This window comes from Halomonas korlensis, from assembly GCF_900116705.1.
Lineage (GTDB): Bacteria > Pseudomonadota > Gammaproteobacteria > Pseudomonadales > Halomonadaceae > Halomonas > Halomonas korlensis.
This window is the reverse complement of record NZ_FPBP01000006.1, coordinates 107951-120859: the sequence shown is the minus strand read 5'-3', so window position 1 is coordinate 120859 and position 12909 is coordinate 107951. Positions and strand designations below refer to the sequence as shown.

Annotated in this window: 12 protein-coding genes and 1 tRNA gene; 10 read left to right on the top strand and 3 right to left on the bottom strand. The window is 61.1% G+C overall.

Annotation, left to right across the window (positions count from 1 at the left end):
* The first annotated feature begins 151 nt into the window (after positions 1–151).
* The 4 genes from BM341_RS19250 (at position 152) to BM341_RS09925 (ending at position 2579) form a co-directional block, all read left to right on the top strand.
* A complete protein-coding gene (locus BM341_RS19250) occupies positions 152–307 on the top strand; it encodes a hypothetical protein (protein ID WP_175507843.1) in 156 nt (51 codons plus the stop codon).
* Positions 297–911 (top strand): exopolysaccharide biosynthesis protein, encoded by a 615-nt coding sequence (locus BM341_RS09935; RefSeq protein ID WP_089795452.1) that lies wholly within the window; start codon positions 297–299, stop codon positions 909–911. Before BM341_RS19250 ends, BM341_RS09935 begins: the two co-directional genes overlap by 11 nt.
* A 19-nt stretch (positions 912–930) precedes the next feature.
* On the top strand, positions 931–1743 hold the full coding sequence (locus BM341_RS09930) for a DUF1206 domain-containing protein (RefSeq protein WP_089795450.1): 813 nt from the start codon (positions 931–933) through the stop codon (positions 1741–1743).
* Positions 1744–2090: 347 nt separating this feature from the next.
* The gene (locus tag BM341_RS09925; protein ID WP_089795448.1) at positions 2091–2579 is read left to right on the top strand and encodes a DUF4124 domain-containing protein; all 489 of its coding nucleotides are present in this window, start codon (positions 2091–2093) and stop codon (positions 2577–2579) included.
* A gap of 782 nt (positions 2580–3361) precedes the next feature.
* Here BM341_RS09925 and BM341_RS09920 read toward each other — a convergent pair.
* Positions 3362–3448 (bottom strand) — tRNA-Leu (locus BM341_RS09920).
* 151 nt (positions 3449–3599) lie between these two features.
* On the opposite strand from BM341_RS09920, the gene queA reads away from it, so the two are divergent.
* The 5 genes from queA (at position 3600) to secF (ending at position 9155) form a co-directional block, all read left to right on the top strand.
* Positions 3600–4640 (top strand): tRNA preQ1(34) S-adenosylmethionine ribosyltransferase-isomerase QueA, encoded by a 1041-nt coding sequence (gene queA, locus BM341_RS09915; protein WP_089795446.1) that lies wholly within the window; start codon positions 3600–3602, stop codon positions 4638–4640.
* Positions 4641–4670: 30 nt separating this feature from the next.
* Positions 4671–5789, top strand: coding sequence for a tRNA guanosine(34) transglycosylase Tgt (gene tgt, locus BM341_RS09910; RefSeq protein ID WP_217646210.1), 1119 nt, complete (start codon positions 4671–4673; stop codon positions 5787–5789).
* 120 nt (positions 5790–5909) lie between these two features.
* A complete protein-coding gene (yajC, locus tag BM341_RS09905; RefSeq protein WP_089795442.1) occupies positions 5910–6245 on the top strand; it encodes a preprotein translocase subunit YajC in 336 nt (111 codons plus the stop codon).
* A gap of 123 nt (positions 6246–6368) precedes the next feature.
* On the top strand, positions 6369–8219 hold the full coding sequence (gene secD, locus BM341_RS09900; protein ID WP_089795440.1) for a protein translocase subunit SecD: 1851 nt from the start codon (positions 6369–6371) through the stop codon (positions 8217–8219).
* Positions 8220–8228: 9 nt separating this feature from the next.
* Positions 8229–9155: a protein translocase subunit SecF gene (gene secF, locus BM341_RS09895; protein ID WP_089795438.1), complete on the top strand. Its 927-nt coding sequence runs from the start codon at positions 8229–8231 to the stop codon at positions 9153–9155.
* 135 nt (positions 9156–9290) lie between these two features.
* On the opposite strand, the gene hmpA is transcribed toward secF, so the two are convergent.
* Positions 9291–10490 carry an NO-inducible flavohemoprotein gene (gene hmpA / locus BM341_RS09890; protein ID WP_089795436.1) on the bottom strand — a complete coding sequence of 400 codons (1200 nt, stop codon included), beginning with the start codon at positions 10488–10490 and terminating at the stop codon, positions 9291–9293.
* Positions 10491–10865: 375 nt separating this feature from the next.
* On the opposite strand from hmpA, the gene BM341_RS09885 reads away from it, so the two are divergent.
* Positions 10866–11885 carry a CNNM domain-containing protein gene (locus tag BM341_RS09885; RefSeq protein WP_089795629.1) on the top strand — a complete coding sequence of 340 codons (1020 nt, stop codon included), beginning with the start codon at positions 10866–10868 and terminating at the stop codon, positions 11883–11885.
* 128 nt (positions 11886–12013) lie between these two features.
* Here the strand turns inward: BM341_RS09885 and BM341_RS09880 are convergent, their stop codons facing one another.
* Complete coding sequence (locus tag BM341_RS09880) at positions 12014–12808, bottom strand: inositol monophosphatase family protein (RefSeq protein ID WP_089795433.1); 795 nt, start codon at positions 12806–12808, stop codon at positions 12014–12016.
* Positions 12809–12909 lie beyond the last annotated feature (101 nt).

Below are 12909 nucleotides of genomic sequence, written 5' to 3'. Positions count from 1 at the left end.
CCAACGAAAAAAGCCCTCCGCCCGTGAACGGGCAAAGGACTATGTTACCACTACCTTACGCCATCCCCAGACAAGGCGACAGCCCCGCAGGGCTGCAGCCCGCTTGCGCATGACGCTACACTATGCGGCAAACCTTGACAGAGACGCTGCCATGACGGTTCGGACCTTCGCCCTCGCCCTGGAATTCCTCGGCATACTGCTGATCATTATTGGTTGGCAGGGCGCCAGTCCCGTCGGCTTCGTGGGCCCGGCGCTGATGCTGCTTGGCGGCATCCTCTTTTTCACTCGGAGGTCGAATGGTCGATGACTCTCCCGGGATGGAGCCGGAAGTCCCGCCTACCGATCTGACGGCCCTGCTCGAACAGATACAGCATGCCGGGGAAGGCGAGGAAAGGGTAAGCCTGGAGGCCATCCTCGATAGCGTCGGCCAGCGCTCCTTCGCACCGTTCCTGCTGATCGCAGGGCTGATTACCCTGGCCCCGCTGATTGGCGATCTTCCCGGCGTGCCCACGCTGATGGCCACTCTAGTGGTGCTGTCAGCCGGTCAACTGCTCGCCGGACGCAAGCACGTCTGGTTTCCCCGCTGGCTACTGACGCGCCAGGTATCGCGGGAGCGCTTTCAAAAAGCCATGGGGTGGATGAAGCGTCCGGCGAGCTGGGTCGACCGCCTGCTCAAGCCGCGGCTCTCGCGATTGACGCGCCCGCCGGCCCACCTGCCCGTGGCGCTGACCTGTCTGCTGATCGCCATGGCCATGCCCCCCATGGAGTTCGTGCCCTTCACCGCCAACGGCGCCGGCCTGGCGCTGACCCTGTTCGGCCTCGCCCTGCTCGCCGATGATGGGTTAATGGCGCTGTTCGCTTATATGTTGACAGGCGGCACCCTGGCAGTCGTGGTGACCAGCTTGGCCTGATCAACATAAAGGAAAACGCATGACAAGACCCATAGCCTCACTGCGACAAGGCGTTAGCTTGGCGGCGCGGGCGGGTTACGTGGCCAAGGGCGTCGTCTATCTATTGATCGGAGGATTCGCCTTCATGGCCGCCATGGGTCTGGGTGGCGACAATGTCGGTTCGAAAGGGGCCATCAATCAGCTCATCACGAAACCTTTCGGCGATATCATGCTGGGTTTGTTGGGAGTAGGCCTGTTCGCCTATGCCTTGTGGCGTCTGCTCCAGGCATTGATGGATACCGAAAATCTCGGTGCGGGGCTCAAGGGTATCGTGTCGCGCCTGGCCTTTTTGGTCAGCAGCCTGACGCACGCAAGCCTTGGGGTCTATTGTGTCGACCTGCTGAGTAGCCTGGCGATGTCCTCCGGCAACAGCTCACCAGAGGATCGTACCGCGCAGTTGATGGGGCATCAGGGAGGCATCTATCTCATCGCCCTTGTCGGGCTCGTGCTGATCGGCGTCGGGTTCCGGCAATTTGTGCGTGCCTACAAGCGCAGCTATCTCGACAACTGGTATCGCAAGGATATGAGCACGACATTACGACGCCTGGCGGAAGTCGTCACCCGCTGGGGGTTAACGGCACGCGGTCTGGTCTTTCAAATCATCGGCGGGTTGCTATGCCTTGCGGCCTGGCATGCCGACCCCAATCAGGCGGAAGGATTGGGTGGCGCCCTGAACGTACTTGCCGCACAACCCTTTGGCCCCTGGTTACTGGGTGCAGTCGCCCTGGGGCTATTCAGCTACGGCCTTTACTGCCTGATCAATGCCGCTTTCCGGGACACCACCATAGACTGACCCGATAGCACCGAACCCTCCGGCCCGCGCCATCAGTCCAGTTTCACCAGATAGGAAACACCCCTAGAAGGTTCATCACAAGGAATCAAGCTTGGAAGGAACCGCTAAGAGCTTGATTTTTAATGGTGCCGGCGGTCGGACTCGAACCGACACACTGTCTCCAGCGGCGGATTTTGAATCGAGGCGGCATCATGCCATTTTTTGCCTTTGGCTTTCCTAGCAACAGCTTACGAAGCTCCGCATTGCCTCTATCCGCCTTTACCTGCGTTTTTGTCGTCAACTTGTGGACACTGGTACTTGATAAAGTATATTAGTAATATAGCTAAAAAACACAGGAATTAGGGGCAATGAAACGACTTCTGGCTGCGCTGCTGCTTCTCCCGCTTGCCGCCCAGGCTCAGGTGTATCGATGTGATGTCGACGGTCGAACGATCTTCCAGGATAGCCCCTGCGGTGAGAATTCGACCCGAGTCAGTCAGGACTCCCTCACGACTTACCAGCCACCTGCTGCGCATACCCGGCCGTTACGCTCACGCTCTAGGTCCAACACTAAGCCCCAATCCGAGATGGCTGCTTCTGACGGCTTAACCTACCTGGAGCGCATCAACAAGCGTAACAATATCGTTAAGGCTCGTGGGCGCGGCCAACTCGCTGTTGGCATGTCCGAGACCGACACCATTTCCATCCTTGGCTATCCCAACAACTATGCATCACAGCGACTTAAAAGAGACGAATGCAAGCAATTTCGCTGGTATAATCCAAGGTTTTCTAGCGGCCATCACTACGCCCTTATCTGTGACGGCAAGGTAATAAAACATAACTTAATTGACAGGTAGTTTTAACTTACCTTTTCTTCAACATGGTTTACAAATACACCACAAGTTACAAGCATATATTTTGCGTCATAAAAATCTACATACCTTTCGCTTTTAACGCCATACGTTTTCGAAAACTTCATACATCCTCTTCTCTGAAGTCTAAAGCACTATTTGTATTTATAATTTATAGACCCCAAACTATTAGCTATAACCAAGGTAACTCAATACGGCAAAAAATAATGCACCAATAACTAAAATACCCACAACAACCAACTTAATAGTCGCTTTATTGTTTAGCCTCTTTATTCTTGGCCTATTATTCTTCTCAACTCTTACCCACGCACCATTGACCTTCTTAAACCGAGGCTCTCTTCTCCCTGATTTCCTCCAGTAATAATCCCTGTCTTGAATACCCATCATCCCATCCTCTAATTCTAACCCCTACCTCCCAGATACCATCTATCCACGACTTGTTTGGTTATTCTGTATCCGTTCCCATCTGCTTGAGCGTCTTACGCGGCTTCTCTCATCTCCGAGTTTGTCTGCCCGCATGGCACATCCATTTAGCAGAGCACGTCTCGCTGAGAGACGATGAAACATGCGGAAAACCAACTATAACCGTCAATAAGGGTTGAGGGAAATGACGAAGCATCCTGGACAGCGGTGAGGTAGCCACGCCGCACCTGAAAACCAAGCGGACACGGGAAAACTGCCCAAAAATTGGTGGGCTCTCGGTTGCCACGTTAGAAAAAACGCAAGGAATCAAGCTCGGAAGGAACCGCTAAGAGCTTGATTTTTAATGGTGCCGGCGGTCGGACTCGAACCGACACACTGTCTCCAGCGGCGGATTTTGAATCCGCTGCGTCTACCAATTCCGCCACGCCGGCAGCGCGAACGCATTATACGTGGCACGCGTGCCAGGTCAATCGTTCGGCTGACTTCATCGGCCTGAGACGGTATCCTTGCCGGCTTTCGCCGCTCATCGCCATGCGACCCGGCTGCAAACTCAATCTTCTCAACCGGACCGAAACGCCTCTCATGCAGCGTGCCGATTTTCACTTCGATCTCCCCGACGAGCTGATCGCCCGTTACCCCTCGCAGCAGCGCAGTGACTGCCGCCTGCTGTGCGTCGAGGGCGAGCGCGGTGCCCTGGCGCATCGCCGCTTCACCGACCTGCTCGAGCTGCTCGAGCCCGGCGACCTGCTGGTGTTCAACGATACTCGCGTGATCCCGGCCCGGCTGCACGGGCACAAGGCCAGCGGAGGTAAGGTCGAGATGCTGCTCGAGCGCCCTCTGGACGCCCATCGCGGCCTGGCCCACCTGCGCAGCAGCAAGACGCCGAAGCCAGGCACCGAGATCCGCTTCGAGGGCGACGTTCTCGCCGTGGTCGAAGGCCGCCGCGATGCGCTGTTCGAGCTGCGCTTTTTCGGCGAGACACCGCTGATCGAGCTGCTGGAGCGATACGGCCACATGCCGCTTCCGCCTTACATCGACCGAGCCGACGAGCTTGCCGACCGCGAGCGCTACCAGACCGTCTACGCCCGCCGCGACGGCGCCGTGGCCGCCCCCACGGCGGGGCTGCACTTCGACGAACCGCTGCTCGAGGCGCTCGCCGCCAAGGGCGTCAATAGCGCCTTCGTCACCCTCCACGTGGGGGCCGGCACCTTCCAGCCAATGCGCGTCGACGATATCCGCGAGCATCAGATGCACAGCGAATGGATCGAGGTCGACGAGAAAGCCTGCGAGCAGGTGCGCGCCACCCAGGCGGCGGGACGTCGGGTGGTGGCCGTCGGCACGACCAGCGTGCGCTGCCTGGAAAGCGCCTGCCTGATGAGCGACAGCGGTGACATCGCCCCCCTTCGCGGCGAGACCGATATCTTCATCTATCCAGGCTACGCGTGGCGCTGCGTCGATGCGCTGGTGACCAACTTCCACCTGCCGGAATCGACCCTGATGATGCTGGTGGCGTCCTTCATCGGCTTCGAGACCACGATGGTGGCCTACCGCGAAGCCGTGACCGAACGCTACGCCTTCTTCAGCTACGGCGATGCGATGTTCCTAACCCGCCAGCGTTCCTGACACGAGACATACATGCGTGACGAAAGCTTCATGACCTTCGAACACCTGGCAAGCGATGGGCGTGCCCGTCGCGGCCGCCTGACCTTTCCCCGTGGCAGCGTAGAGACGCCGGCCTTCATGCCGGTGGGTACCTACGGCACGGTCAAGGGCATGACGCCCGCCGCGGTGGAGGAGATCGGGGCCGAGATCATTCTCGGCAACACCTTTCACCTGTGGCTGCGTCCCGGGACCGAGGTCATCGAGGCCCACGGCGACCTGCACGATTTCGCACAATGGCAGAAACCGATCCTCACCGACTCCGGTGGCTTCCAGGTTTTTTCCCTCGGCGAGACGCGCAAGATCACGGAGCAGGGCGTGCATTTCCGCTCGCCGGTGGACGGCGCCAAGGTGTTCATGGGTCCCGAGGAATCCATGGCGGTGCAGCGCGCGCTGGGCTCCGACGTGGTGATGATCTTCGACGAATGCACGCCCTACCCGGCCACCGAGCAGGAGGCCGAGGTGTCGATGGAGCGCTCGCTGCGCTGGGCGAAGCGCTCCCGCGAGGCCCATGGTGACTCGTCCTCGGCGCTGTTCGGGATCATCCAGGGCGGCATGTATCCCGAGCTGCGCCGCCGCTCGCTCGAGGGCCTGCTGGAGATCGGCTTCGATGGCCTGGCCATCGGCGGCCTGTCGGTCGGCGAGCCCAAGCACGAGATGATCGCCACATTGGACTACCTGCCCGACTGGATGCCCGCACAATATCCGCGCTACTTGATGGGCGTGGGCAAGCCCGAGGATCTGGTGGAGGGCGTGCGCCGCGGCATCGACATGTTCGACTGCGTGATGCCCACCCGCAACGCACGCAACGCGCACCTGTTCACCTTCGATGGCACCGTGAAGATCCGCAACGCCAAGCACCGCCACGACACCCGGCCGCTGGAGGCCGGCTGCGACTGTTATACCTGTCAGCATTTTTCGCGCGGTTATCTGCATCACCTGGAGCGTTGCGGGGAGATGCTCGGCTCGATGCTCAACACGGTCCACAATCTACGCCATTACCAGCGGCTTATGGCCGGTTTGCGCGGTGCCATTGAAGCGGGTACATTGGCCAACTTCGTGGAAGGCTTCTATGCGCAGCGTGGGCTGCCGGTTCCTCCCGCACCGAACTGATTTAAGAGCCGGTGCCATCCTGGATGGCACCGGCCGGCGTGAACACGAACCGCGTTCCTGTCGCGCCTACCTTGGCCCTCTCACGCCACTTTCCGTCAAACCATCAGGAGACACACCTTCATGCTGGACTTCTTCATCTCACCGGCCATGGCCCAGGACGCGGGCGCCGCGGGCGGCGGTATCGCTCAGATTGTCATGCTGGTCGGCTTCGTCGCGATCTTCTACTTTCTGCTGTGGCGTCCCCAGGCCAAGCGCGCCAAGCAGCACAAACAGCTGATCGCTAGCCTCTCCAAGGGTGACGAAGTCGTCATCGGCGGCGGCATGCTGGGCCGGATCACCAAGGTTTCCGACGACAGCGAGTTCCTGACCATGGAAATCGCCGAGGGCACCGAAATCAGTGTGCAGAAAGCCGCCGTTGCTCAAGTGCTGCCCAAGGGCACCATCAAGTCCATCTGACGCACGCTGGCTACGCCGTGCGCCCCCCTGACGGTGCACGAATCCGGAACGAGACCATCCGCGGATGGTCTCGAGCCCCTATTCCCTGCGAGCGCACCACGCTAGCTACAAGGCAGGCCTTGCATGCTTAACCGTTATCCCCTGTGGAAGTATCTGCTGATACTCGTTGTCCTTCTTACCGGCCTGATCTACTCCCTGCCCAACCTCTTTCCCCAGGACCCAGCGGTGCAGGTCAGCAGCGCTCAGGGCGACGCGCGTATCGACGAGCGCCAGGTCGAACGCATCCGCTCCGCGCTGGAAGACGCGGACATCGCTATCAAGGCCATGGATGCCGAGGAAGGCCGGTTACTGGTGCGTCTGGAAGATGACGATGACCAGCTCGACGCCCGCGACCGTATCGCCGAGATCCTCGACGAGGACTTCGTGGTGGCCCTGAACCTGGCCGAATCGACGCCCTCCTGGCTCGAGGGCCTCTCCGCCTCGCCGATGACCCTGGGCCTGGACCTGCGCGGTGGCGTACATTTCTTGCTCGAAGTCGACATGGCGGCCGCCCTCGAGCAACGCCTCGAAGTCAACGCTAGCGCCATGCGCGAAACGCTGCGCAGCGAGCGGATTCGCTATCGTGACACCGAGATCGACGACCGCACCATTTCCATGGTCTTTACCAATGCCGAGGACCGCGGCCAGGCACGCAGCCTGATCAGCCACGAATTTCCCGACTTCGACTACGCCAATGAGGGCGAGGACCGCGGCGCCCGACTGGTGATGACCATGACCGATCAGGCGGTGAATGAGCTGCAGGACTACGCCATCAACCAGAACCTCACCACCCTGCGCAACCGTGTCAACGAGTTGGGGGTGGCCGAGCCACTGGTCCAGCGTCAGGGCCCGGATCGCATCGTGGTCGAGCTGCCCGGCGTTCAGGATACCACCGCCGCCAAGCGCATCGTGGGCGCGACCGCCAACCTGGAGTTTCGCCTCGAGGCGCGTCCCGACACGCCGGACAACGAGACCCAGAGCTTTCCCTTTCGCAACGACGAATCGCGCAGCGCCGATCTGATGCGCGATGTGATCATCACCGGCGACAGCGTCTCCAGCGCCAATCACAGCTTCGACGAGAACGGTCGCCCCCAGGTCAACATCGATCTGGACGGCACCGGCGGCACCCTGATGAACCGTGCCACGCGCACCAACATCGGCCGTAACATGGCGGTGCTGTTCATCGAGCACAAGAGCCGCGACCGCACGGTGATGGAGGATGGCGAGCCGGTCGTCGAGCGCGAGACCTATACCGAGCGCGGGATCATCAGCCTGGCGACCATCCAGAGCGCGCTGGGCAACAGCTTTCGCATCACCGGGCTGGACTCGCCCACCGAAGCCGCCGAACTCGCGCTGCTGCTGCGTTCGGGCTCGCTGGCCGCGCCGATCTACTTCGCCCAGGAACGCACCATCGGGCCAAGCCTCGGCGCCGAGAACATCGAGCGCGGCCTGCTCTCGGTGCAGATCGGCCTGCTGCTGGTCGTGGCGTTCATGCTGGTGCGCTACAAGGTGTTCGGTGCGTTCGCGACGGTCGCGCTCGGCCTCAACCTGACGCTGCTGATCGCGGTCATGTCGATGCTCGGTGCGACCCTGACGCTGCCCGGCATCGCCGGTATTGTGTTGACGCTGGGCATGGCGGTCGACGCCAACGTGCTGATCTTCGAGCGAATACGCGAGGAGTTGCGCACCGGCCTGTCGGTCCAGCAGGCGATTCAAGCCGGCTACGAGCGTGCCTTCACCTCGATCGTCGATGCCAACATCACCACCCTGCTTGTGGCGGTGATCCTGTTCTCGATCGGCACCGGGCCGGTCAAGGGCTTCGCGGTGACCCTGTCCATCGGGATTCTCACCTCGCTGTTCACCGCCCTGATGGTGACCCGGGCGATGGTGAACCTGACCTACGGTGGCAAGCCGGTCAAGAAGCTCTGGATATAAGAGGTGGTAATGAAAACCCTCGTGACTCGACAGTTCGATTTCATGGGCAAGCGCCGCATCGCCTTCGCGGTATCGGGTCTGATGTTGCTGGTGGCCTTCGCCGCGCTGCTGTTCCAGACGCTCAACCTCGGTCTGGACTTCACCGGCGGCACCCTTGTCGAAGTGCAATATGCGACAGCGCCGAGTCTGGATGCAGTTCGTCAGTTGCTGGAAAATGCCGGCTTCCGTGATGTCTCGGTGCAGACCTTCGGTGCCTCCACCGAGGTGCTGATTCGCCTGCAGCAGGCCTTCGACCCCGATGTCGGCGAGCAGGTGGTCAGCATGCTGCGCGATGCCGGCGAGCAGGTGGAGCTGGTGCGCGCCGAGTTCGTCGGCGCCCAGGTGGGCGATCAGCTGCGCGACCAGAGCGGCATGGGCCTGCTGGTGGCCCTGGGCGTGGTGATGCTCTACGTGGCATTCCGTTTCCAGTACAAGTTCGCCATCGGTGCACTGCTCGCGCTCATGCATGACGTGATCATCGTGCTCGGCGCCTTCGCGCTGTTCCAGTGGGAGTTCGACCTGACGGTGCTGGCGGCCTTGCTGGCGGTGATCGGCTATTCGCTCAACGACACCATCGTGGTCTACGACCGCATCCGCGAGACCATCCGCAAGTCACGCATCGACGACATGCCGGCGATCTTCAACGAAGCGATCAACATGACCCTGTCGCGCACCCTGGCGACCTCCGGCACCACCCTGCTGGTCCTCCTGGCGCTGCTGCTGCTGGGTGGCGACATGATCGAGGGCTTCGCGATCGCGCTGATCATCGGCGTGGTGGTCGGTACCTTCTCGTCCATCTACGTGGCCTCAGCCCTGCTGTTGACCGTGCATCTAGACCGCGAGGACTTGATCCCGCCGAAAAAGGAGGCGGACGACGAGGAAGAACAGCTGCCCTGACGCCTGCGCTGCGCCACCAGCAGGTAGCGCTCACTCATGGAAAGACGCCACCCGGCAAGCCGGGTGGCGTCTTCATTTCATGCCGACAATTGCCAGGCGGCCTCGCTGACACCAGGGCTTTGCTAATGGCTAATGTCAGGAGGCCTCGCTGAAGCGGATACGCGGCCCGAAGATCTCGTAATGGAGTTGGTCATCGCCGTAGCCCATCCGCTTGAGCAGGATGTTCAGGCCCGACATGAAGGCGGTGGGACCACAGAAATAAACGTCACCACGACCCTCGAAGGGCAGCCACTTCTCGAGGATGTCCGTATCCAGATAGCCGAGATGATCGGCCCCCTCCCCCTGCTCGTAGGCGACATAATACTTGAAGCCCTTCTGCGCACTCAGCGCGCGAAGCTCATCGTGCATGACATGGTGCGAGCGGTCGCGGCAGCAATGGATAAACACCAGATGCTCGAGTTCCCAGCCTTGCTGCACGGCATTGAGCAGCATGCTGACCAGCGGCGTGATGCCGATACCCCCGCCGATCAACACCGGCCTCTCGGAACGCTTTTCGACGACAAAATCACCGGTAGGCGGCCGCAGCCAGACCCTGTCGCCGACATTGGCATCGTGCAGGAAGTTGGAGACCTGGCCGGGGGCCGAGGTGCCGGTAGCCTCCGCCTTGACGGTAATACGATAGTAGGGATCCCCCGGGGCACTGGATAGCGAGTACTGGCGGATCTCGTCGAATTCCGAGGACGGCGGCTGGGTCTTGATTCCCACGTACTGACCGGGACGGAAGTCGGCGATCGGCTGGCCGTCTTCCGGCCGCAGATAGAAGGACTTGATCTCGTCGGTCTCGGGTTCGGCCCTGTCGATGATGAAGGCCCGATCGCCGCGCCAGCCGCCGGGCGTGGCTTCGTTCGCCTGGTAGATCCCCTCCTCGGTCTGGATGAAGATCGCCGCCAGGGCCTCGTAGGCCTCTGCCCACGCTGTCAGCACCGGATCGTCGTGGTGCAGCTTAAGGTGGTCACGAATCGCTTCCAGCAGATATTTGCCGACGATGGGGTAGTGCTCCGGGGCCACCTGAAGGCTGGCATGCTTGTGCGCGATGCGCTTGACCGCCGGCCCCAAGGCCTCCAGCTGATCGATATGACTGGCATAGGCGAACACCGAATCGGCCAGGGCGCGCGCCTGCTCGCCCTTCGCCTGGTTAGCCATGTTGAAGATGTTCTTGAGCTCGGGATGGTGATTGAACAGCTTTTCGTAGAACAAACGGGTGATTTTTTCCCCTTCATCTGCGAGTAGCGGGGCGGTGCTCTTGACCGTATCGATGGTGGACTGGGACAGCATACGACCCTCCAGGATGACGTGCGGGATTTAAGTGGTATTTAGAATGCCTCTTTTAACCGAATCAAACAAGAAGCGACTCGCATCGCGCTCGATGGCACGGTCTCATGGGGCCGACACAGCGTACCCCGCTGCTCGGCATCGGGGGGCTCAACCCAACTGGTGACCATGCATCTGAACCGCGAGAACGAGGTTCTCTTGAGTAAAGAAGGAAATGGACAAAAAAGGAAGAGCAGCTGCCCTGACCGCCGCCGTGGTGAGATTGAGGGCGGCCTCATCTATCATGATGGACCCGTCGAGTTTGCCAACGGCAAGTTCATCGACGATGATTCATGGGTCGTTATCGCCCCTTACATCTTTATTCCCCCTCGAGGCAATATGATCCTGCTGGTAGCCTTTGCCGTGTTATCTATCGGCGTCTCCTTTGTTTGCTCGTTGCTCGAAGCGGCGCTGCTGTCCCTGACGCCAAGCTATATCGCCCGGCTGCGCGATACCCGACCCGCGCTGCATACCCGGCTCGCCAAGCTGAAACAGAATATCGACCAGCCGTTGGCGGCAATCCTTACGCTCAACACCATCGCCCACACGGTGGGGGCCACCGGCGTGGGGGCTCAAGTCACGGTGGTGTTCGGCGAAGCCTGGTTAGGGGCCGCCTCGGCAGTGATGACGCTGCTGATCCTGATTCTCTCGGAGATCATCCCCAAGACCATCGGCGCCAGCTACTGGCGTCAATTGTCGCCTATGCTCGCGCCGACGCTGGATGGCATGGTGTGGATTCTCAAGCCCTTCATCTGGCTCTCCGAGCGAATCACCAACCGTATCGGCAAGGATAGCCAGGACACCGACATGCGCGGCGAAATCAAGGCGCTGGCACAGATCGGCCTGGAGGAGAAGTCGCTGGACCCGGACGAGACCCGGGTTATCACCAACATTCTCAACCTGCACGATATTCCAGTGAAGGAGGCGATGACCCCGCGCACCGTCTGCGTGACGGTCAAGCCGCAGATGACCGTGGCCGAGTTCGACAAGGCGCTCGGACGCTCGGCGTTTACCCGCTTCCCGGTAATGGATGGCGGCGAGAACGCCCTTGGCTATGTGCACAAGGCTGACACCTACCACGCGGACGATACGGCCGAGCTCAAGTCGATCATGCATCCGGTGAAGTCGGTGAACGCCGAGGACAACGTCGAGCACATCTTCACCTCGATGGTGCTGGACCGCCAGCACCTCTGTGTCGTCTACGACGAACTGGGCACCTGGGTCGGGCTCATCACCATGGAGGATGTCATCGAGACGATTCTCGGTCAGGACATCGTCGACGAGACCGACAACGTGGCCAACCTGCGCAAGTACGCCAAGCAGCGCTGGACCAAGGGACGCCGGCACCAGGGCGCCTGACTCAGCACCTGTCGTCCACCAATACGACACCGCCCTCGCAGCGACGCTGCGGGGGCGGTGGTGGCTTCGGCGTCAGGCGTCGAGGAGCCGCAACTCTCAAAATGCGTCAGAACTGCGTCTGAAACGCCTCAGAAATGCGGCTTGAGCTGCTGCACCAGCGACTTGTAGAGCCGTGGACCGGCGGCCATCAGCTGCCCTTCGATCTTGATGTCGGGCTGACCGTCGGGGGTACCCATCAGCGCCCCGGCCTCCTTGAGCAACAGCGAGCCGACGTGCATGTCCTGCTCCTCGAGGCCCAGCACGAAGGCGGCATCGACGCGGCCCGCGGCCAGGTCGGCCAGGTCGAGCAGGCCGCTGCCGGAGGCGCGCTGAACTTCGATCTGCGGCCCGAGCTGCTGCGCCAGCGTCAGGTAGGCGGGCATGTGCCGGGGGCGCAGCCAGGTCTCGGGCAGGCCCAGGGCGACGCGCGCACCACCGACGGCCGTGGTGCGCGGTACGCGGATGCGCTTGCCGTTGAGCTGAGCACCCCGTCCACGGCTGGCCAGGTATTCGTCATCGCTGAAGGGGGAGATCACCACCGCATGCTCGGGACGGCCCTTGACCAGGCAGACCAGCGACAGCGCGAAAGACGGCGCGGCCACGGTCAGGTTGGAATAGCCATGGAAGGGTTCGATCTTCCATAGGGTGTCCTGGCCCTCGCCTTCGCCGTCACGGTGGGGGGTGAAGCGACCCACCACGCCGTGCTGGGGATAGCCACGGGAGAGCTGATGGGCGATCAGCGACTCGGCATTGCGGGCGGCGTCCTCGAGGAGACGGTCGAGATTGTGCTCCTGGTGGGAGTTCTCGATTCTCTCGCGGATGCGCAGAAACTGTTCGGCGGCGCTGCGTGAGGCGCGCAGCGCGAATTGGACCATCGGATGCATGATCGGGCCTAGGCGTCGGTGGTGTTAAAGAACGGATCGGCGCGAATCCTAGCAGAAGCCGAGAAGCTTCGCCATTCGAAGCGTCTCGCCGACATGCTAGA

Excerpts from the sequence above, each read along its gene's own strand:
- BM341_RS09885 (WP_089795629.1), top strand. The coding sequence starts at position 10,866 with ATGATCCTGCTGGTAGCCTTTGCCGTGTTATCTATCGGCGTCTCCTTT.
- secD (WP_089795440.1), top strand. The coding sequence starts at position 6,369 with ATGCTTAACCGTTATCCCCTGTGGAAGTATCTGCTGATACTCGTTGTC.
- tgt (WP_217646210.1), top strand. The coding sequence starts at position 4,671 with ATGACCTTCGAACACCTGGCAAGCGATGGGCGTGCCCGTCGCGGCCGC.
- hmpA (WP_089795436.1), bottom strand. The coding sequence starts at position 10,490 with ATGCTGTCCCAGTCCACCATCGATACGGTCAAGAGCACCGCCCCGCTA.
- BM341_RS09935 (WP_089795452.1), top strand. The coding sequence starts at position 297 with ATGGTCGATGACTCTCCCGGGATGGAGCCGGAAGTCCCGCCTACCGAT.
- BM341_RS09930 (WP_089795450.1), top strand. The coding sequence starts at position 931 with ATGACAAGACCCATAGCCTCACTGCGACAAGGCGTTAGCTTGGCGGCG.
- BM341_RS09925 (WP_089795448.1), top strand. The coding sequence starts at position 2,091 with ATGAAACGACTTCTGGCTGCGCTGCTGCTTCTCCCGCTTGCCGCCCAG.
- queA (WP_089795446.1), top strand. The coding sequence starts at position 3,600 with ATGCAGCGTGCCGATTTTCACTTCGATCTCCCCGACGAGCTGATCGCC.
- BM341_RS09880 (WP_089795433.1), bottom strand. The coding sequence starts at position 12,808 with ATGCATCCGATGGTCCAATTCGCGCTGCGCGCCTCACGCAGCGCCGCC.
- BM341_RS19250 (WP_175507843.1), top strand. The coding sequence starts at position 152 with ATGACGGTTCGGACCTTCGCCCTCGCCCTGGAATTCCTCGGCATACTG.
- yajC (WP_089795442.1), top strand. The coding sequence starts at position 5,910 with ATGCTGGACTTCTTCATCTCACCGGCCATGGCCCAGGACGCGGGCGCC.
- secF (WP_089795438.1), top strand. The coding sequence starts at position 8,229 with ATGAAAACCCTCGTGACTCGACAGTTCGATTTCATGGGCAAGCGCCGC.